General features: G+C 50.6%; 18 protein-coding genes, 3 tRNA genes and 4 rRNA genes. 7 read left to right on the top strand and 18 right to left on the bottom strand.

The window, feature by feature from the left end; translation table 11 throughout:
* Positions 1 to 6 precede the first annotated feature (6 nt).
* Positions 7 to 765 carry an amino acid ABC transporter ATP-binding protein gene (locus HV350_RS02455; RefSeq protein WP_016154732.1) on the top strand — a complete coding sequence of 253 codons (759 nt, stop codon included), beginning with the start codon at positions 7 to 9 and terminating at the stop codon, positions 763 to 765.
* 84 nt (positions 766 to 849) lie between these two features.
* On the opposite strand, the gene rrf (HV350_RS02450) is transcribed toward HV350_RS02455, so the two are convergent.
* The 7 genes from rrf (HV350_RS02450) to HV350_RS02420 form a co-directional block, all read right to left on the bottom strand.
* Positions 850 to 965 (bottom strand): 5S ribosomal RNA (rrf, locus tag HV350_RS02450).
* A 38-nt stretch (positions 966 to 1,003) separates the two neighbouring features.
* Positions 1,004 to 1,079: transfer RNA gene (locus HV350_RS02445), tRNA-Thr, on the bottom strand.
* A 14-nt stretch (positions 1,080 to 1,093) separates the two neighbouring features.
* A 5S ribosomal RNA gene (rrf, locus tag HV350_RS02440) occupies positions 1,094 to 1,209 on the bottom strand.
* 98 nt (positions 1,210 to 1,307) lie between these two features.
* A 23S ribosomal RNA gene (locus HV350_RS02435) occupies positions 1,308 to 4,214 on the bottom strand.
* 208 nt (positions 4,215 to 4,422) lie between these two features.
* A tRNA-Ala gene (locus HV350_RS02430) sits at positions 4,423 to 4,498 on the bottom strand.
* A gap of 108 nt (positions 4,499 to 4,606) precedes the next feature.
* Positions 4,607 to 4,683: transfer RNA gene (locus HV350_RS02425), tRNA-Ile, on the bottom strand.
* A 71-nt stretch (positions 4,684 to 4,754) separates the two neighbouring features.
* Positions 4,755 to 6,296, bottom strand: a 16S ribosomal RNA gene (locus HV350_RS02420).
* The 16S, 23S and 5S rRNA genes sit together here with 3 tRNA genes alongside, the layout of an rRNA operon.
* A gap of 469 nt (positions 6,297 to 6,765) precedes the next feature.
* Here HV350_RS02420 and HV350_RS02415 point away from each other — a divergent pair.
* A complete protein-coding gene (locus HV350_RS02415; RefSeq protein ID WP_046274602.1) occupies positions 6,766 to 7,320 on the top strand; it encodes a gamma carbonic anhydrase family protein in 555 nt (184 codons plus the stop codon).
* On the opposite strand, the gene HV350_RS02410 is transcribed toward HV350_RS02415, so the two are convergent.
* Genes HV350_RS02410 through dprA form a run of 6 tightly spaced genes read right to left on the bottom strand, consistent with a single transcriptional unit; the run spans position 7,296 to position 11,088 of the window.
* Complete coding sequence (locus HV350_RS02410; protein ID WP_101701259.1) at positions 7,296 to 7,553, bottom strand: DUF1488 domain-containing protein; 258 nt, start codon at positions 7,551 to 7,553, stop codon at positions 7,296 to 7,298. The two genes, HV350_RS02415 and HV350_RS02410, sit on opposite strands and share 25 nt — an antisense overlap.
* Positions 7,550 to 8,371: a shikimate dehydrogenase gene (gene aroE, locus HV350_RS02405; RefSeq protein ID WP_016154735.1), complete on the bottom strand. Its 822-nt coding sequence runs from the start codon at positions 8,369 to 8,371 to the stop codon at positions 7,550 to 7,552. Before aroE ends, HV350_RS02410 begins: the two co-directional genes overlap by 4 nt.
* A 1-nt stretch (position 8,372) precedes the next feature.
* Positions 8,373 to 8,945: an L-threonylcarbamoyladenylate synthase type 1 TsaC gene (tsaC, locus tag HV350_RS02400; RefSeq protein WP_019078184.1), complete on the bottom strand. Its 573-nt coding sequence runs from the start codon at positions 8,943 to 8,945 to the stop codon at positions 8,373 to 8,375.
* Positions 8,946 to 8,949: 4 nt separating this feature from the next.
* A complete protein-coding gene (locus HV350_RS02395) occupies positions 8,950 to 9,492 on the bottom strand; it encodes a type I DNA topoisomerase (protein ID WP_016154737.1) in 543 nt (180 codons plus the stop codon).
* A gap of 26 nt (positions 9,493 to 9,518) precedes the next feature.
* Entirely contained in the window at positions 9,519 to 9,992 is a 474-nt protein-coding gene (gene smg, locus HV350_RS02390; RefSeq protein ID WP_003031162.1) for a DUF494 family protein Smg, read from the bottom strand.
* Positions 9,964 to 11,088, bottom strand: coding sequence for a DNA-protecting protein DprA (gene dprA / locus HV350_RS02385; RefSeq protein WP_047358918.1), 1,125 nt, complete (start codon positions 11,086 to 11,088; stop codon positions 9,964 to 9,966). The genes smg and dprA overlap by 29 nt, the downstream gene beginning before the upstream one ends.
* Before the next feature lie 129 nt (positions 11,089 to 11,217).
* Between dprA and def the strand changes: the two genes are divergently transcribed.
* From def to mscL, 5 genes are all read left to right on the top strand, one after another.
* On the top strand, positions 11,218 to 11,727 hold the full coding sequence (gene def / locus HV350_RS02380) for a peptide deformylase (RefSeq protein WP_003031159.1): 510 nt from the start codon (positions 11,218 to 11,220) through the stop codon (positions 11,725 to 11,727).
* A 14-nt stretch (positions 11,728 to 11,741) separates the two neighbouring features.
* Positions 11,742 to 12,689, top strand: coding sequence for a methionyl-tRNA formyltransferase (gene fmt, locus HV350_RS02375; RefSeq protein WP_016157603.1), 948 nt, complete (start codon positions 11,742 to 11,744; stop codon positions 12,687 to 12,689).
* 51 nt (positions 12,690 to 12,740) lie between these two features.
* Positions 12,741 to 14,030 (top strand): 16S rRNA (cytosine(967)-C(5))-methyltransferase RsmB, encoded by a 1,290-nt coding sequence (rsmB, locus tag HV350_RS02370; RefSeq protein WP_181629721.1) that lies wholly within the window; start codon positions 12,741 to 12,743, stop codon positions 14,028 to 14,030.
* 21 nt (positions 14,031 to 14,051) lie between these two features.
* Positions 14,052 to 15,428, top strand: a complete 1,377-nt coding sequence (gene trkA, locus HV350_RS02365) for a Trk system potassium transporter TrkA (RefSeq protein ID WP_003031153.1) — start codon at positions 14,052 to 14,054, stop codon at positions 15,426 to 15,428.
* A 141-nt stretch (positions 15,429 to 15,569) separates the two neighbouring features.
* Positions 15,570 to 15,983, top strand: coding sequence for a large-conductance mechanosensitive channel protein MscL (gene mscL, locus HV350_RS02360; protein WP_016154742.1), 414 nt, complete (start codon positions 15,570 to 15,572; stop codon positions 15,981 to 15,983).
* Here mscL and arfA read toward each other — a convergent pair.
* The 5 genes from arfA to rpoA all read right to left on the bottom strand — a co-directional run bounded on the left by arfA (position 15,980) and on the right by rpoA (position 18,579).
* Positions 15,980 to 16,198 (bottom strand): alternative ribosome-rescue factor ArfA, encoded by a 219-nt coding sequence (gene arfA, locus HV350_RS02355; protein ID WP_181629719.1) that lies wholly within the window; start codon positions 16,196 to 16,198, stop codon positions 15,980 to 15,982. The two genes, mscL and arfA, sit on opposite strands and share 4 nt — an antisense overlap.
* 56 nt (positions 16,199 to 16,254) lie before the next feature.
* Complete coding sequence (gene zntR, locus HV350_RS02350) at positions 16,255 to 16,680, bottom strand: Zn(2+)-responsive transcriptional regulator (RefSeq protein WP_016154744.1); 426 nt, start codon at positions 16,678 to 16,680, stop codon at positions 16,255 to 16,257.
* A gap of 10 nt (positions 16,681 to 16,690) precedes the next feature.
* Positions 16,691 to 17,059, bottom strand: a complete 369-nt coding sequence (locus tag HV350_RS02345) for a DUF1992 domain-containing protein (protein WP_016157606.1) — start codon at positions 17,057 to 17,059, stop codon at positions 16,691 to 16,693.
* A gap of 106 nt (positions 17,060 to 17,165) precedes the next feature.
* Positions 17,166 to 17,549, bottom strand: coding sequence for a 50S ribosomal protein L17 (rplQ, locus tag HV350_RS02340; protein WP_001216370.1), 384 nt, complete (start codon positions 17,547 to 17,549; stop codon positions 17,166 to 17,168).
* A 40-nt stretch (positions 17,550 to 17,589) separates the two neighbouring features.
* The gene (gene rpoA, locus HV350_RS02335) at positions 17,590 to 18,579 is read right to left on the bottom strand and encodes a DNA-directed RNA polymerase subunit alpha (protein WP_003031139.1); all 990 of its coding nucleotides are present in this window, start codon (positions 18,577 to 18,579) and stop codon (positions 17,590 to 17,592) included.
* Positions 18,580 to 18,599 lie beyond the last annotated feature (20 nt).

Raw genomic sequence — 18,599 nt, 5'->3', positions numbered from 1 at the left:
GAATTTATGAGCCAATTATTAATGCCGTCTACCGACGCGATGATTACGCTGGAAAACGTCAACAAATGGTACGGACAGTTTCACGTCCTGAAAAACATCAACCTGAAGGTAAAGCAGGGAGAACGCATCGTATTATGCGGACCTTCCGGTTCGGGTAAATCGACAACTATCCGCTGTATCAACCATCTTGAAGAGCATCAGCAAGGACGTATTGTGGTGGATGGGATCGAACTCAATGAAGATATCCGCAATATTGAGCGCGTCAGACAAGAAGTTGGCATGGTTTTTCAGCACTTTAATCTCTTTCCTCATTTGACGGTCCTGCAAAACTGCACGCTGGCACCGATCTGGGTGCAAAAGATGCCAAAAAAAGAGGCTGAAGCTCTGGCAATGCACTACCTTGAGCGAGTTCGCATTGCTGAACATGCGCATAAATATCCTGGGCAAATCTCTGGTGGGCAGCAACAGCGCGTGGCCATTGCACGCTCGCTGTGCATGAAACCTAAAATTATGTTATTCGATGAACCCACATCAGCGTTGGATCCTGAAATGGTAAAAGAAGTGCTTGATACCATGATAGGTCTGGCACAATCAGGCATGACCATGCTGTGTGTTACCCATGAAATGGGCTTTGCCCGCACAGTGGCCGACCGGGTGATCTTTATGGATCTTGGCGAGATTGTTGAACAGGCAGCACCGGATGAGTTTTTTGCTCACCCCAAATCTGAACGCACTCGTGCGTTTTTGTCGCAGGTTATCCATTAAAGCCATGCGCCGGATACAACCCGGCGTTTAACAGATAAAACAAAAGGCCCAGTCTTTCGACTAGGCCTTTTGTTTTTATTTGATGTCTGGCAGTTCCCTACTCTCGCATGGGGAGACCCCACACTACCATCGGCGCTACGGCGTTTCACTTCTGAGTTCGGCATGGGGTCAGGTGGGACCACCGCGCTACAGCCGCCAGACAAATTCTTTTCTAAGTGCCAAACTTTAACCGAAAAACTGGTGCTGATACCCAGAGTCGAACTGGGGACCTCACCCTTACCAAGGGTGCGCTCTACCAACTGAGCCATATCAGCACACTAAATTTGATGCCTGGCAGTTCCCTACTCTCGCATGGGGAGACCCCACACTACCATCGGCGCTACGGCGTTTCACTTCTGAGTTCGGCATGGGGTCAGGTGGGACCACCGCGCTACAGCCGCCAGGCAAATTCTGTTTATCAACACACCTCTCGGGCCTGTCGATGTAATCTGTAATCAAGCTGAATTTCGATGTCTCATCCGCCAAAACATCTTCGGCGTTGTAAGGTTAAGCCTCACGGTTCATTAGTATCGGTTAGCTCAACGTATCGCTACGCTTACACACCCGACCTATCAACGTCGTCGTCTTCAACGTTCCTTCAGGACCCTTAAAGGGTCAGGGAGAACTCATCTCGGGGCAAGTTTCGTGCTTAGATGCTTTCAGCACTTATCTCTTCCGCATTTAGCTACCGGGCAATGCCATTGGCATGACAACCCGAACACCAGTGATGCGTCCACTCCGGTCCTCTCGTACTAGGAGCAGCCCCCCTCAATTCTCCAGCGCCCACGGCAGATAGGGACCGAACTGTCTCACGACGTTCTAAACCCAGCTCGCGTACCACTTTAAATGGCGAACAGCCATACCCTTGGGACCTACTTCAGCCCCAGGATGTGATGAGCCGACATCGAGGTGCCAAACACCGCCGTCGATATGAACTCTTGGGCGGTATCAGCCTGTTATCCCCGGAGTACCTTTTATCCGTTGAGCGATGGCCCTTCCATTCAGAACCACCGGATCACTAAGACCTGCTTTCGCACCTGCTCGAGCCGTCACTCTCGCAGTCAAGCTAGCTTATGCCTTTGCACTAACCTCCTGATGTCCGACCAGGATTAGCTAACCTTCGTGCTCCTCCGTTACTCTTTAGGAGGAGACCGCCCCAGTCAAACTACCCACCAGACACTGTCCGCAACCCGGATTACGGGTCTACGTTAGAACACCAGCCATTAAAGGGTGGTATTTCAAGGTTGGCTCCATGCAGACTGGCGTCCACACTTCAAAGCCTCCCACCTATCCTACACATCAAGGACCAGTGTTCAGTGTCAAGCTATAGTAAAGGTTCACGGGGTCTTTCCGTCTTGCCGCGGGTACACTGCATCTTCACAGCGAGTTCAATTTCACTGAGTCTCGGGTGGAGACAGCCTGGCCATCATTACGCCATTCGTGCAGGTCGGAACTTACCCGACAAGGAATTTCGCTACCTTAGGACCGTTATAGTTACGGCCGCCGTTTACCGGGGCTTCGATCAAGAGCTTCTCCTTACGGATAACCCCATCAATTAACCTTCCGGCACCGGGCAGGCGTCACACCGTATACGTCCACTTTCGTGTTTGCACAGTGCTGTGTTTTTAATAAACAGTTGCAGCCAGCTGGTATCTTCGACTGATTTCAGCTCCATGAGTAAATCACTTCACCTACATATCAGCGTGCCTTCTCCCGAAGTTACGGCACCATTTTGCCTAGTTCCTTCACCCGAGTTCTCTCAAGCGCCTTGGTATTCTCTACCTGACCACCTGTGTCGGTTTGGGGTACGATTTCGTGTTACCTGATGCTTAGAGGCTTTTCCTGGAAGCAGGGCATTTGTTACTTCAGCACCGTAGTGCCTCGTCATCACACCTCAGCGTTAACAAGACTCCGGATTTACCTGGAATCTCCGCCTACATGCTTAAACCGGGACAACCGTCGCCCGGCTAACATAGCCTTCTCCGTCCCCCCCTCGCAGTAACACCAAGTACAGGAATATTAACCTGTTTCCCATCGACTACGCCTTTCGGCCTCGCCTTAGGGGTCGACTCACCCTGCCCCGATTAACGTTGGACAGGAACCCTTGGTCTTCCGGCGTGCGGGTTTTTCACCCGCATTATCGTTACTTATGTCAGCATTCGCACTTCTGATACCTCCAGCATGCCTCACAGCACACCTTCAACGGCTTACAGAACGCTCCCCTACCCAACAACACATAGTGTCGCTGCCGCAGCTTCGGTGCATGGTTTAGCCCCGTTACATCTTCCGCGCAGGCCGACTCGACCAGTGAGCTATTACGCTTTCTTTAAATGATGGCTGCTTCTAAGCCAACATCCTGGCTGTCTGTGCCTTCCCACATCGTTTCCCACTTAACCATGACTTTGGGACCTTAGCTGGCGGTCTGGGTTGTTTCCCTCTTCACGACGGACGTTAGCACCCGCCGTGTGTCTCCCGTGATAACATTCTTCGGTATTCGCAGTTTGCATCGGGTTGGTAAGTCGGGATGACCCCCTAGCCGAAACAGTGCTCTACCCCCGAAGATGAATTCACGAGGCGCTACCTAAATAGCTTTCGGGGAGAACCAGCTATCTCCCGGTTTGATTGGCCTTTCACCCCCAGCCACAAGTCATCCGCTAATTTTTCAACATTAGTCGGTTCGGTCCTCCAGTTAGTGTTACCCAACCTTCAACCTGCCCATGGCTAGATCACCGGGTTTCGGGTCTATACCCTGCAACTTAACGCCCAGTTAAGACTCGGTTTCCCTTCGGCTCCCCTATTCGGTTAACCTTGCTACAGAATATAAGTCGCTGACCCATTATACAAAAGGTACGCAGTCACCCCATAAAGAGGCTCCCACTGCTTGTACGTACACGGTTTCAGGTTCTTTTTCACTCCCCTCGCCGGGGTTCTTTTCGCCTTTCCCTCACGGTACTGGTTCACTATCGGTCAGTCAGGAGTATTTAGCCTTGGAGGATGGTCCCCCCATATTCAGACAGGATACCACGTGTCCCGCCCTACTCTTCGAGTTCACAACACATGCACTTTTGTGTACGGGGCTGTCACCCTGTATCGCCGGACTTTCCAGACCGTTCCACTACCACACATGCTGATTCAGACTCTGGGCTGCTCCCCGTTCGCTCGCCGCTACTGGGGGAATCTCGGTTGATTTCTTTTCCTCGGGGTACTTAGATGTTTCAGTTCCCCCGGTTCGCTTCATTACGCTATGTATTCACGTAATGATAGTGTGACGAATCACACTGGGTTTCCCCATTCGGAAATCGCCGGTTATAACGGTTCATATCACCTTACCGACGCTTATCGCAGATTAGCACGTCCTTCATCGCCTCTGACTGCCAGGGCATCCACCGTGTACGCTTAGTCGCTTAACCTCACAACCCGAAGATGTTTCGTAAAACATTTCAGTGTTGCGAAAATTTGAGAGACTCGGACACACCGCTTTTCATTTCTTGTTTACGGAGAAATGAAACAGTGTGTCGTTTCAATTTTCAGCTTGATCCAGATTTTTAAAGAGCAAAACTTCGCAGTGAACCTTTTCAGGTACACTCTGAAGTTTTCTTGTGTTTTTGCAGTAAGGAATGGTGGAGCTATGCGGGATCGAACCGCAGACCTCCTGCGTGCAAAGCAGGCGCTCTCCCAGCTGAGCTATAGCCCCATCGTAGTTAAATCTCGTTTAACCTTAATTTCTGTTGAGGCAAGGCGTGGTGACGCGAAGCATACTGAAGTATGTGAGCGTCGCCGCAACGCAGCATCAGCAGAAATTTGGTAGGCCTGAGTGGACTTGAACCACCGACCTCACCCTTATCAGGGGTGCGCTCTAACCACCTGAGCTACAAGCCTGCAGAGATTTTCTTACTGCTAATTTTCATCAGACAATCTGTGTGAGCACTACAAAGGTCGGTTCTTTAAGGTAAGGAGGTGATCCAACCGCAGGTTCCCCTACGGTTACCTTGTTACGACTTCACCCCAGTCATGAATCACAAAGTGGTAAGCGCCCTCCCGAAGGTTAAGCTACCTACTTCTTTTGCAACCCACTCCCATGGTGTGACGGGCGGTGTGTACAAGGCCCGGGAACGTATTCACCGTGGCATTCTGATCCACGATTACTAGCGATTCCGACTTCATGGAGTCGAGTTGCAGACTCCAATCCGGACTACGACATACTTTATGAGGTCCGCTTGCTCTCGCGAGGTCGCTTCTCTTTGTATATGCCATTGTAGCACGTGTGTAGCCCTACTCGTAAGGGCCATGATGACTTGACGTCATCCCCACCTTCCTCCAGTTTATCACTGGCAGTCTCCTTTGAGTTCCCGGCCGAACCGCTGGCAACAAAGGATAAGGGTTGCGCTCGTTGCGGGACTTAACCCAACATTTCACAACACGAGCTGACGACAGCCATGCAGCACCTGTCTCAGAGTTCCCGAAGGCACCAAAGCATCTCTGCTAAGTTCTCTGGATGTCAAGAGTAGGTAAGGTTCTTCGCGTTGCATCGAATTAAACCACATGCTCCACCGCTTGTGCGGGCCCCCGTCAATTCATTTGAGTTTTAACCTTGCGGCCGTACTCCCCAGGCGGTCGACTTAACGCGTTAGCTCCGGAAGCCACGCCTCAAGGGCACAACCTCCAAGTCGACATCGTTTACGGCGTGGACTACCAGGGTATCTAATCCTGTTTGCTCCCCACGCTTTCGCACCTGAGCGTCAGTCTTTGTCCAGGGGGCCGCCTTCGCCACCGGTATTCCTCCAGATCTCTACGCATTTCACCGCTACACCTGGAATTCTACCCCCCTCTACAAGACTCTAGCCTGCCAGTTTCGGATGCAGTTCCCAGGTTGAGCCCGGGGATTTCACATCCGACTTGACAGACCGCCTGCGTGCGCTTTACGCCCAGTAATTCCGATTAACGCTTGCACCCTCCGTATTACCGCGGCTGCTGGCACGGAGTTAGCCGGTGCTTCTTCTGCGAGTAACGTCAATTGCTGCGGTTATTAACCACAACACCTTCCTCCTCGCTGAAAGTACTTTACAACCCGAAGGCCTTCTTCATACACGCGGCATGGCTGCATCAGGCTTGCGCCCATTGTGCAATATTCCCCACTGCTGCCTCCCGTAGGAGTCTGGACCGTGTCTCAGTTCCAGTGTGGCTGGTCATCCTCTCAGACCAGCTAGGGATCGTCGCCTAGGTGAGCCGTTACCCCACCTACTAGCTAATCCCATCTGGGCACATCCGATGGCAAGAGGCCCGAAGGTCCCCCTCTTTGGTCTTGCGACGTTATGCGGTATTAGCTACCGTTTCCAGTAGTTATCCCCCTCCATCGGGCAGTTTCCCAGACATTACTCACCCGTCCGCCACTCGTCACCCAAGGAGCAAGCTCCTCTGTGCTACCGTTCGACTTGCATGTGTTAGGCCTGCCGCCAGCGTTCAATCTGAGCCATGATCAAACTCTTCAATTTAAGTTTGATGCTCGTGAATTAAACTTCGTAATGAATTACGTGTTCACTCAGAGACTTGGTATTCATTTTTCGTCTTGCGACGTTAAGAATCCGTATCTTCGAGTGCCCACACAGATTGTCTGATAAATTGTTAAAGAGCAGTTGCGACGCGCTTTAGCGCTCTGTCGCGAGGTGGCGTATATTACGCTTTCCTCTTTCAGAGTCAACCCTCATTTTCAGGTTTTTCTCTTCAACCGAACCGGCTGTTTGCGTGAAGTGATTCACATCCGCCGTGTCGATGGAGGCGCATTATAGGGATCCCATTTTTTAGCACAAGTATTTTTTGGATCTTTTTTGCTGAGTGCTTGTTTTTCACCCCTTTCGCTATATTCCTGCGCAATTTGGCTGATTTTTGATAGCTAAATCACTTGCACAGTCTCAATAATCCAACCAAAGTCTTCATTACTGCTCTATTTTCATTGAGGTAAACATGTCTGATGTATTACGTCCTTATAAGGATCTTTTCCCACAGATCGGAAAACGCGTGATGATCGACACCAGTAGCGTCGTCATTGGTGATACTCGTTTGGCTGATGACGTCGGGATTTGGCCGTTGGTTGCGATTCGTGGCGACGTCAACTATGTACAAATCGGCGCCCGTACAAACATTCAGGACGGCAGCGTTCTCCATGTCACACATAAATCCACATCTAATCCGCAAGGTAATCCATTGATCGTGGGTGAGGATGTGACGGTCGGTCATAAAGTCATGCTACACGGCTGCATCATTGGCAACCGCGTATTGGTCGGTATGGGATCAATTTTACTGGACGGCGTAGTGGTAGAAGACGACGTTATGATTGGGGCAGGAAGCCTGGTGCCGCAAAACAAACGCCTGGAGAGTGGATATTTGTACCTGGGTAGTCCGGTTAAACAAATCCGTCCATTAAGTGACGAAGAGAAAGCAGGCTTAAAATACTCTGCTAACAACTACGTTAAATGGAAAGATGAGTATTTAAATCAGAGTAACCAAACCCAACCCTGAGAGTTTTCCTGCTGGTCCTGGATCAATGCTTCGGCCTCTTCTTCCAGGTCCCAGCGATGCTGTTGAAAGGTTTCCAGCCATTGTTCAGGCGTGCAGCCGCCAAAGCGGGACGCCAACGTCTCCCCTGATATAGCGCATGTTAACTGCATACCATGGACCAACGCCGGGAAAACAACGGCGCTAATATCCGTCCGCCATTCTTCTCGATCGGGAAACTGGATCGCCTGATTCATGCCGACATTTCCTGTTGCATGCTTTTGATGACGGGCTCAATCTGTGGCAATACACCATGCCAGAGTAAAACGGCGTGCGCTGCTTGTCCCACCAGCATCCCCAGACCATCGGCATACTGTTTCGCCCCATGTTCAGCACACCAGGAAAGGAACGGTGTATTCCCTTGCTGATAAAACATGTCATAGCAATAGACAGATGAGTGAATAAGCGATGTCGGAATGGCTGGTACCTCACCGCTAATTCCGCTGGATGTCGCATTAATAATTAAATCAAAACTGTAATTATCAAGCTCGTCCATACCCACCGCCTGCACGCTGCCGGTATGGGAGAAGATTTGTGCCAGTTCTTCTGCGCGCGAAGCAGTACGGTTAACGATGGTTACCGCACAATCCAGAGAAAGAAGAGGTAATAAAACCCCACGGGATGCGCCACCGGCACCAATCAACAGAACCCGCGATCCGGGGCGAATGAAAGATAAACGTTCAAGATCGCTTAATAAGCCGATACCATCCGTGTTATCTCCCAGTAAACGCCCATCCTCAAGTCGTTTAAGAGTGTTGACCGCTCCAGCAAGCGATGCCCGCTCCGTTAATTCATCGGCACGCGCAAACGCCTCTTCTTTAAAAGGCACAGTGACATTTGCCCCCTTCCCACCCTCAGCAAAAAAGGCATTCAGCGTATTCACAAAATCATTGATAGGTGCCAGTACACGTCCATAGGAGTGATCAATTTTCAACTGCTCTGCAAATTGCTGATGAATAAAGGGCGATTTACTGTGCGCTATCGGATTACCAAAAACAGCATAGGCTTCTTTCATATTACCCCTGTCGAAACTGTTCACCGGTCAGAGCATCACGGATCTCCGAAGGATTCAAACGCCCTCCGGTCTCCCCTTCAACTACGGGAAAGTCTGTACCAAACTGCGCGCGGACTTCCTCTACCGTTCTGCAAGGCGGTAAGCCACTCAAATTAGCACTGGTGGAGACTAACGGTTTGCCATAAGCCTGGCACAATGCAACCACCAGCGGATGATCGGTGACTCGCACGGCCAGCGAGTCAAAACGACCGGTCAACCAACGAGGCGTAGTCGCGGGCGCAGGGAAAACGAAGGTGACAGGACCAGGCCAGCGAGCGAACACAGCCTCACGTTGAGCATCTGAAAGCGTGCTATCGTCAATATAGGGCTTGAGCTGGTCAAAATTTGCCGCAATCAAAATTAAGCCTTTATCGACTGGGCGTTGTTTTAGCGCCAACAGACGGGTAACAGCCGTTTCGCTGTCGGGATCGCAGCCGACACCAAATACAGCTTCTGTTGGATAGGCGATGACTTTTTCTTGTTTCAGAACCGCTATCGCAGCAGCGATAGGGCCTGTGGGCAGGTTATTATTCACTTTTTTATTCCGCCGAGAACGGCTTTCCACATTGTTTACTGGCACAGAAATGCTTCACACCCTGCGCGGTTTTCTTTTCGATGAGTAGCGGATAATGGCACTCAGGACACTCTCCGGCCAACGGTTTGAAGTTAATGACAAACTGGCACTCCGGATAGCGATCGCAGGAGTAAAACGTTTTGCCATAACGGGAACGCCGCTGGACCAGGTGGCCAGTCTGGCATTGAGGACAAACTATTGCTGTTTCATCTGGCTTGTCGATAAGTTCGGTGTGTTCACACGTTGGATAATCGCTGCATCCAATAAACATCCCGAATCTTCCCTGTCTCAGCACCAGCTCGGCGCCACATGCAGGACAAAGCTTACCCTCCAGAACTTTGACAATATGTCCGTCCGCGGAAGATTTCAGCGGACGGATGTAATCGCATTCTGGATAGTGTGAACAACCGAGAAACGGACCGTGTTTCCCGGAACGAATAACCAGTTCAGCCCCACATTGTGGGCAGGGCTCGTTTTTACGCACCGTAAACAGTGCTGATTTAGCCATAACAACTCATACTGAATGAAGATTGATTAATGCAGCATACCTTCATTCACTTCAAAGAGTAATTCTTCCATTTGCTGATAGGCATTTTCACAACCTGGAATATTGAAAAGCACCATCAGGATCACCCACTTCAGATCTTCCAGATCGAACTCTGCCGTATCCAGCGCGAGTACGCGCTCAATGACCATTTCTCGTGTTTCGAGGTTTAGCACCTGAATCTGTTCCAGGAATAGCAGGAACCCTCTACAGCTTGCATCCAGTCGATCACACTCTTCTGCGGTATAAATACGTATAGAAAGAGGATCGGATGCCAGCTGCATAGGTTCGGCAAGACCATCCTGATAATCAGCAAGCTTTTCCAGCCAAAGTAACGCGTTGTAGATGTCTTCTCGATCAAAACCAGCGTCGGTAAGATCCCGTTCCAGTTTGTCCTGATCCACACGCAGCTCAGCTTCGTTATGGATATATGTCTCAAACAAATACATTAGTACGTCGAACATGGCATGCCCTCCTCAATCGGACATAGCCGCCGGGTACAGCTGCGATCCATCCTGCTAACTCCAGTTCGAGCAGTTGAGCCACTACCTCTGGCACAGGTTGGCCGGCACGTTCAGCGACGACGTCAACAGGTGTTACCTCATCTCCTACGTTAGCCAGGAGCTCCGGAAATGGCAATGCCACCTCTTCGTGATCTGGCGAATAAATTGATTTTTCAGGTTCATCTGGCAACCATTGCAGCCCATATTGCAAATTTTCCAGAATTTCTTCTGGGGCCGTCACAAGCGTGGCTCCCTGCTGAATAAGCCAATGTGGACCTTCACTTCCCGGACTCCCAATCGGTCCAGGCAACGCAAAAACCTCCCGCCCTTGTTCCAGTGCACAACGCGCAGTGACCAGTGACCCGCTACGCTGAGCAGCTTCTACAACCAGGACTCCTTTACTTAGACCACTAATAATGCGATTTCGTCGGGGAAAATTGCGCGGCAAAGGAAGCGTATCTAATGGGAACTCAGACACCAGTGCGCCTCCAGCCTCAATCAGTCGTTTAGCCAGACTGACATGCTGTCGTGGATGAATGGTCTCAAGCCCATTTCCCAGCACCGCAATACTCGTGCCCTCTCGGTTTATCGCAGCATTGTGCGCCACACCATCAATCCCCCGGGCCAGGCCGCTGGTGATCGTCACGCCGCATGCTGCAAGCTTTTCACAAAACAGCCGCCCCCAGCGTTCGCCATACCAGGAGTGCTGTCGGCTACCGACGACGGCAACCTGAAACGAGCTAAGGCATATGGGATTTCCTGCAACAAAAAGCACCCCAGGATAATCCTCAATTGCACGGAGCTGTGCCGGATAATGCTCGCTGTCGGCAACCACAAAATGATGGTTGGGCTGTTCAAGCCAGCGCAGCGTTTTTTCCAGCGTCTGATCTGGAAAGGTTAAAAAGCGCCGGGCCTGGCGGGGAGAGAGTCCAGCATGATGAAGTACCACGTTGTTAATACACGGCTGAGTATTGAGCCAGTGGGCAACGCGCACCATCTCATCACCATACAGTTCATTCACTTGTGCTAAACGTAGCCAAATCTCGATTTTGGTCATCCCTGTTCCCCTGCCACAAGCAGTCCTGGCAATCTTTGCGATTGGTCACTGATGCTGTCAATCAGAGGGGGTTTTGTCTAGAATAGAGGTAATAATCTTTTCAACTCCTGAACACAACTCTGGATAACTATGTCAGTTTTGCAAGTGTTACATATTCCGGACGAGCGCCTTCGCAAAGTCGCAAAACCGGTCGAAGAAGTGAATGCAGAAATTCAGCGTATCGTTGATGATATGTTCGAAACGATGTACGCCGAAGAAGGTATCGGTCTGGCAGCAACTCAGGTCGATATTCATCAGCGCATCATTGTTATTGATGTCTCTGAAAATCGCGACGAGCAGTTGGTACTCATTAACCCAGAGCTGCTGGAAAAAGACGGCGAAACAGGTATTGAAGAAGGCTGCCTGTCTATTCCCGAACAGCGTGCGTTAGTACCGCGCGCAGAGAAAGTAAAAATTCGTGCGCTCGATCGCAACGGCAAATCTTTTGAACTGGAAGCCGATGGCCTGCTGGCTATCTGCATTCAACATGAAATGGATCACCTGGTCGGTAAACTGTTTATCGATTATCTGTCTCCGTTGAAGCAACAACGCATTCGTCAGAAAGTTGAAAAACTCGACCGCCTGAACGCCCGAGCTTAAGGACAAGAATCAACGTGTCAGACTCACTACGTATTATTTTTGCGGGTACACCTGACTTTGCAGCGCGTCATCTCGACGCGCTGTTGTCTTCTGGACATAACGTCGTTGGCGTGTTTACCCAACCGGACCGTCCGGCGGGACGCGGTAAAAAGCTGATGCCCAGCCCGGTAAAAGTGCTGGCGGAAGAAAAAGGGATACCGGTTTTCCAACCAGTCTCTCTTCGTCCTCAGGAAAACCAGCAGCTGGTTGCTGATTTACGCGCAGACGTGATGGTAGTGGTAGCATATGGCCTGATACTGCCAAAAGCCGTACTGGAAATGCCGCGTCTGGGTTGTATCAACGTTCACGGTTCCCTGCTTCCACGCTGGCGTGGCGCAGCCCCAATCCAGCGCTCACTGTGGGCAGGCGACGCCGAAACTGGTGTGACCATCATGCAGATGGATGTTGGCCTCGACACCGGTGATATGCTGCTTAAGCTGTCCTGCCCGATAACTGCAGAAGATACCAGCGGTTCGTTATACGATAAGCTGGCAGATTTAGGACCTCAGGGGCTGATTGAAACGCTAAAACAGCTGGCGGCTGGCACCATAAAACCCGTTGTACAAGATGAATCACTGGTTACGCATGCAGAAAAACTCAGCAAAGAAGAGGCCCGTATCGACTGGTCGCTTTCAGCCGCTCAGTTGGAACGCTGCATCCGCGCCTTTAACCCGTGGCCAATGAGCTGGCTTGAAATCGACGGCCAGCCAGTGAAAGTCTGGCAAGCTACGGTTATTACAGCGAACACACAGGTCGCACCAGGCACTATTCTTGAGGCGACAAAGCAGGGTATCCAGGTCGCAACGGGCGACGGCATCCTGAATCTCGTCTCTTTGCAACCTGCCGGTAAAAAAGCCATGAGCGCGCAGGATCTGCTTAATTCGCGCCGGGAATGGTTTGTACCCGGTAACCGTCTGGTATGACGGTTCATCTCGTTAAGCCCGGTATCTCCGGGCATTTTTATTTTTGCGCTTATGAAAAAACATCTTAATTTACGCAGTATGGCGGCCCAGGCCGTCGAACAGGTTGTCGAAAAGGGACAATCATTAAGCAACGTGCTGCCCGCCATGCAGCAAAAAGTTGCCGATAAAGACAAAGCACTGTTGCAGGAGCTTTGCTTCGGCGTGTTGCGTACACTCTCCCAACTGGAGTGGATGATCCAGCAGTTGATGGAACGTCCAATGACGGGCAAACAGCGCACTGTTCACTATCTGATCATGGTGGGCTTCTACCAACTGCTGCATACTCGTATTCCACCGCATGCTGCTTTGGCAGAGACCGTAGAAGGCGCAGTCGTTATTAAGCGTCCGCAGCTTAAAGGGCTGATCAACGGCGTGCTGCGCCAGTTTCAGCGCCGCCAGGAAGAGCTGCTGGCTGAATTCTCTCAAAGCGATTTACGTTTCTTACACCCCTCCTGGCTGGTGAAACGTATTAAGACCGCTTATCCGCAGCAGTGGGAAGGCATTCTTGAAGCCAATAACCAGCGACCGCCGATGTGGTTACGTGTCAATCGTAACCATCATACGCGCGATGCCTGGCTGGACCTGCTGACCGAAGCGGGATTAACCGGTTTCCCGCATCCAGATTACCCGGATGCAGTGCGTCTGGAAACGCCAGCTCCTGTGCACGCCCTCCCAGGTTTTGATGAAGGCTGGGTAACCGTCCAGGATGCTTCCGCTCAAGGATGCATAAACTATCTGTTGCCGGAGGACGGTGAACAGATCCTCGACCTATGCTGTGCGCCGGGGGGCAAAACCACTCACATTCTGGAAGTTGCTCCGCACACTAACGTAATGGCTGTCGATGTTGATGAAAAACGCTTATCGCGCGTTTTCGACAATCTAAAACGTCTGGGTATGAAGGCAACCGTAAAACAGGGTGATGGCCGCTATCCACAGCAGTGGTGCGGTGAACAACAGTTTGACCGTATTTTGCTGGACGCTCCGTGTTCTGCCACCGGAGTGATCCGTCGCCATCCGGATATCAAATGGCTGCGTCGCGACCGGGATATTGCTGAACTTGCCCAGTTGCAGGCTGAAATCCTGAATGCAACCTGGCCACATCTTAAACCTGGCGGCACGCTGGTTTATGCAACCTGCTCTATCCTGCCAGAAGAAAACCAACAGCAAATTGCCGCCTTCCTTGCGCGCACGCCAGATGCGGTATTAAGCGTCACTGGTACGCCGGAAAAACCTGGACGTCAGAATTTACCGAGTGCGGAAGATGGTGATGGCTTCTTTTACGCTAAGCTAATCAAAAAGTGATGAGATAACGGGTCGCGACTGATGAAAATTATCATTCTGGGCGCAGGGCAAGTTGGCGGTACGCTGGCTGAAAACCTGGTCGGAGAGAACAACGATATCACGGTAGTCGATACCAATGGTGAGCGCCTGCGTAGCCTGCAGGACAAGTTTGATCTCCGTGTCGTGCAAGGGCATGGTTCGCATCCCCGCGTTCTACGTGAAGCCGGTGCTGACGATGCCGATATGCTGGTTGCCGTAACCAGCTCAGATGAAACAAATATGGTTGCCTGCCAGGTAGCTTATTCACTGTTTAACACGCCTAATCGTATCGCTCGTATTCGTTCACCGGATTACGTTCGTGATGCGGACAAGCTATTTCAATCTGATGCGGTGCCTATCGATCACCTGATTGCGCCTGAGCAACTGGTTATCGATAGCATTTATCGCCTGATTGAATATCCGGGCGCATTGCAGGTAGTGAATTTTGCCGAAGGAAAAGTCAGCCTGGCCGTGGTGAAAGCCTATTACGGTGGGCCGCTGATTGGTAATGCGCTGTCGACAATGCGTGAGCATATGCCGCACATCGATACCCGCGTTGCGGCGATTTTCCGTCATGACCGACCGATCCGTCCGCAAGGTTCTACCATTGTTGAAGCGGGTGATGAAGTTTTCTTCATCGCGGCCTCGCAGCATATTCGCGCCGTAATGAGCGAATTACAGCGTCTGGAAAAGCCTTACAAACGCATTATGTTAGTGGGCGGTGGTAATATTGGCGCCGGGCTGGCACGGCGACTAGAAAAAGATTACAGCGTCAAACTGATTGAACGTAATCAACAGCGCGCATCCGAGCTTGCAGAGAAACTGCAAAATACGATCGTCTTTTTTGGTGATGCCTCGGATCAAGAGCTGCTGGCGGAAGAACATATCGATCAGGTTGATCTGTTCATTGCGGTAACCAACGATGATGAAGCGAATATCATGTCGGCGATGCTTGCCAAACGGATGGGCGCCAAGAAAGTGATGGTGTTGATCCAACGCAGAGCATACGTCGATCTGGTGCAAGGCAGCGTGATCGATATTGCGATTTCACCGCAGCAGGCAACCATCTCTGCGCTGCTCAGTCATGTGCGTAAAGCGGATATTGTTGGTGTATCTTCACTGCGCCGTGGCGTCGCGGAAGCCATTGAAGCCGTTGCACATGGTGATGAAACGACGTCACGGGTTGTGGGTCGCTCAATTGATGAAATTAAACTTCCACCAGGAACCATTATTGGCGCCGTTGTGCGTGGTAACGATGTGATGATTGCCAATGATAACCTGCGTATTGAACAGGGCGATCACGTAATTATGTTCCTGACAGATAAAAAGTTTATTACCGACGTCGAGCGACTATTCCAGCCAAGTCCGTTCTTCCTGTAATAATTTGGGCGCTGAAACTGCGCCTAAATTATTTCCCTTTATTTTTCATGGTTTAATAAATTTGTATTTAGGTAATACATAAATGGAAATTGCCTAAACATTTGTTAAACTTATAAACGTCAGCTGCATAGGGAGAATAAGATGAGCATTATTAAAGAATTTCGCGAATTCGCGATGCGCGGGAATGTTGTCGATTTGGCAGTGGGTGTCATTATTGGTGCGGCATTTGGGAAGATTGTTTCATCACTGGTTGCCGATATCATCATGCCGCCGCTGGGGTTGTTAATTGGTGGAATTGATTTTAAACAGTTTGCTTTAACACTACGTGATGCACAGGGAGATATCCCGGCAGTCGTTATGCATTACGGTGTATTTATTCAAAATATCTTTGATTTCGTTATTGTTGCGTTTGCTATCTTTATGGCAATCAAGCTGATCAACAAACTGAACCGTAAAAAAGCGGAAGAGCCAGCAGCACCGCCGGCGCCATCGAAAGAAGAAGTATTGCTGAGTGAAATTCGTGACCTGCTGAAAGAACAGAATAACCGCTCTTAAGCACTCACTGAAACAAGAAGACCAGTGGTAAAAAAGTGAATGACTTTCTTGCCACTGGCCTCCCAGTTAACCCGATTACCATGTTTACCTTTACGTAGATAACTTCCTTTCCCTTTCTTATTTTTCTCAACGCGCTGCCTGAACAGTGGGTCATGTAGAAGCGCCTCAATGGCGTTATCTTTTATCTGCCCTTTAGTGTGCTGATAACGACTCATAATACCTCCGGTTGTCGTAATTTACGCCGCGAGTGTAGACCTGACCGTTCAATAAATCAACAGCCTGATGGTGATCCACTGGCGCCTTGCTCAAGTGCTTCAAGGATAGAGCAGTACACGCTGCTGTGTGCCTTGCCACAACACGCGTCATTCAATCGCTGCAGCGACCGTTGCATCGCCTGAAGCTCAGCTATTCTCGCTTCCACTTCCTGCAATCTTTCCTGGACGATCCCTTTTGATTCCTGGCAGGTATGGTGTTCGGGATCGATGCGGATCGAAAGCAGCTCGCGGATCGATTCCAGCGTGAAACCAAGCTGACGGGCATAGCGAATAAACTTTAGACGCTGAAGATCGCTTTCCGTATAGAGACGAAACCCGCCTTCTGTACGTATTTCATGTTCCATCATCTGCTGCTTTTCATAGTAGCGGATAGTATCAGGCGTCACGTCAGCCAGTTTCGCTAATTCACCAATACGGTACATGCTATCTCCCCTATTCGTCGTTGATCTTCTGCAGCAACTTATCTGCGTATTCACCGTGTAAAAACTCGGTGCTGAGTCCAGCCTGCCGAAGTTTCAGTTCCAGTAGTGACAGTCTTCGACTCACTTCCTGATAATGGGGATCATCTTTGCGGATCCCTGCAAGTATTTCAAGCAGCTGTATTGCCTCTCTGCGCTGCTCTAGCTCAGGAGGAAGACATCCCGCATTTTTTAATAAACGGAATCCGGCTCGAAGTTCAGGCGGAATGTGGGAATCATCGTCAAGAACCAACGGTTCTCCTGTACCATGCAAACCATCAAACTCACCTTTAGACTGTGCATCAATAATATGGCGCTCTGCCCACTGGTCCAGTAACCACATACAACACTCCAGTGATGAACAAAAAGAGTACAGATATTGTAGGTAAGTGGGGATATGACGGATATAAAAAAACCCGCCGAGGCGGGTTTTTTTACGTTACTACAGATTACTCTGCAGCAGCTTCTGTTTTCTCTGAACGATCAACCAGCTCGATGTATGCCATCGGCGCGTTGTCGCCTGCACGGAAGCCACACTTCAGAATGCGAGTGTAACCACCGGCGCGGCTCGCGAAACGCGGGCCCAGTTCGTTAAACAGTTTTGCCACGATCTCGTTATCACGAGTGCGGGCGAATGCCAGACGACGATTAGCTACGCTATCAGTCTTGGCAAGAGTAATCAGCGGCTCAACTACGCGACGCAGCTCTTTCGCTTTCGGCAGAGTCGTCTTGATGATTTCATGACGAACCAGTGAACCTGCCATATTGCGGAACATAGCCTGGCGATGGCTGCTGTTGCGGTTCAGTTGACGACCACTCTTACGATGGCGCATGACCTTATCCTTCTCAGTAAAACCTTAACCTGTGATCCGGTTACTCGTCAGCGATGCTTGCCGGTGGCCAGTTTTCCAGGCGCATGCCCAGAGACAGTCCACGGGAAGCCAGCACGTCTTTAATCTCAGTAAGAGATTTTTTACCAAGGTTAGGCGTCTTAAGAAGCTCAACCTCAGTACGCTGTACCAGATCACCGATATAGTGGATAGCTTCTGCTTTGAGGCAGTTAGCAGAGCGGACAGTCAATTCCAGATCGTCAACAGGGCGCAGCAGGATCGGATCGAATTCTGGTTTCTCTTCTTTAACTTCCGGCTGACGTACATCACGTAAGTCAACGAAAGCTTCAAGTTGTTCAGCCAGAATGGTTGCCGCACGACGAATCGCCTCTTCAGGATCGATTGTACCGTTGGTTTCCATTTCGATGACCAGCTTGTCCAGGTCGGTACGCTGTTCTACACGCGCTGCTTCAACATTGTAGGCAATACGCTCTACAGGGCTGTAGCATGCGTCGACCAGCAGACGGCCGATTGGGCGCTCATCTTCTTCCGAATGAATTCGGGTAGAAGCCGGCACATAACCACGACCGCGCTGAACTTTGATACGCATGCTAATAGATGCATTCTCATCGGTCAGGTGGCAGATCACGTGCTGTGGCTTGACGATTTCGACATCACCATCATGGGTAATGTCGGCTGCAGTCACAGGGCCAATGCCAGATTTATTCAAGGTAAGAATAACGTCATCTTTACCCTGAACTCTCACCGCCAGCCCTTTCAGGTTGAGCAGGATTTCCAGGATATCTTCCTGAACGCCTTCTTTGGTGCTGTACTCATGTAGTACACCATCAATCTCAACCTCGGTCACCGCGCAACCCGGCATCGATGAGAGCAGAATACGGCGCAGTGCGTTACCCAAAGTATGGCCAAAGCCACGCTCTAAAGGCTCAAGGGTCACCTTGGCGTGCGTCGAACTCACTTGCTCGATATCTACCAGGCGCGGTTTTAGAAACTCTGTCACAGAACCCTGCATTGTGTCCTCTCTTTGGTACT

The organism is Citrobacter sp. RHBSTW-01013 (genome assembly GCF_013781985.1).
Lineage (GTDB): Bacteria > Pseudomonadota > Gammaproteobacteria > Enterobacterales > Enterobacteriaceae > Citrobacter > Citrobacter braakii.
The sequence above is the reverse complement of the archived record's forward strand: the minus strand, read 5'-3'. Positions and strand labels throughout refer to the sequence as shown.

Excerpts from the sequence above, each read along its gene's own strand:
- HV350_RS02455 (WP_016154732.1), top strand. The coding sequence starts at position 7 with ATGAGCCAATTATTAATGCCGTCTACCGACGCGATGATTACGCTGGAA.
- HV350_RS02415 (WP_046274602.1), top strand. The coding sequence starts at position 6,766 with ATGTCTGATGTATTACGTCCTTATAAGGATCTTTTCCCACAGATCGGA.
- HV350_RS02410 (WP_101701259.1), bottom strand. The coding sequence starts at position 7,553 with ATGAATCAGGCGATCCAGTTTCCCGATCGAGAAGAATGGCGGACGGAT.
- aroE (WP_016154735.1), bottom strand. The coding sequence starts at position 8,371 with ATGAAAGAAGCCTATGCTGTTTTTGGTAATCCGATAGCGCACAGTAAA.
- HV350_RS02395 (WP_016154737.1), bottom strand. The coding sequence starts at position 9,492 with ATGGCTAAATCAGCACTGTTTACGGTGCGTAAAAACGAGCCCTGCCCA.
- smg (WP_003031162.1), bottom strand. The coding sequence starts at position 9,992 with ATGTTCGACGTACTAATGTATTTGTTTGAGACATATATCCATAACGAA.
- dprA (WP_047358918.1), bottom strand. The coding sequence starts at position 11,088 with ATGACCAAAATCGAGATTTGGCTACGTTTAGCACAAGTGAATGAACTG.
- def (WP_003031159.1), top strand. The coding sequence starts at position 11,218 with ATGTCAGTTTTGCAAGTGTTACATATTCCGGACGAGCGCCTTCGCAAA.
- rsmB (WP_181629721.1), top strand. The coding sequence starts at position 12,741 with ATGAAAAAACATCTTAATTTACGCAGTATGGCGGCCCAGGCCGTCGAA.
- trkA (WP_003031153.1), top strand. The coding sequence starts at position 14,052 with ATGAAAATTATCATTCTGGGCGCAGGGCAAGTTGGCGGTACGCTGGCT.
- mscL (WP_016154742.1), top strand. The coding sequence starts at position 15,570 with ATGAGCATTATTAAAGAATTTCGCGAATTCGCGATGCGCGGGAATGTT.
- arfA (WP_181629719.1), bottom strand. The coding sequence starts at position 16,198 with ATGAGTCGTTATCAGCACACTAAAGGGCAGATAAAAGATAACGCCATT.
- zntR (WP_016154744.1), bottom strand. The coding sequence starts at position 16,680 with ATGTACCGTATTGGTGAATTAGCGAAACTGGCTGACGTGACGCCTGAT.
- HV350_RS02345 (WP_016157606.1), bottom strand. The coding sequence starts at position 17,059 with ATGTGGTTACTGGACCAGTGGGCAGAGCGCCATATTATTGATGCACAG.
- rplQ (WP_001216370.1), bottom strand. The coding sequence starts at position 17,549 with ATGCGCCATCGTAAGAGTGGTCGTCAACTGAACCGCAACAGCAGCCAT.
- rpoA (WP_003031139.1), bottom strand. The coding sequence starts at position 18,579 with ATGCAGGGTTCTGTGACAGAGTTTCTAAAACCGCGCCTGGTAGATATC.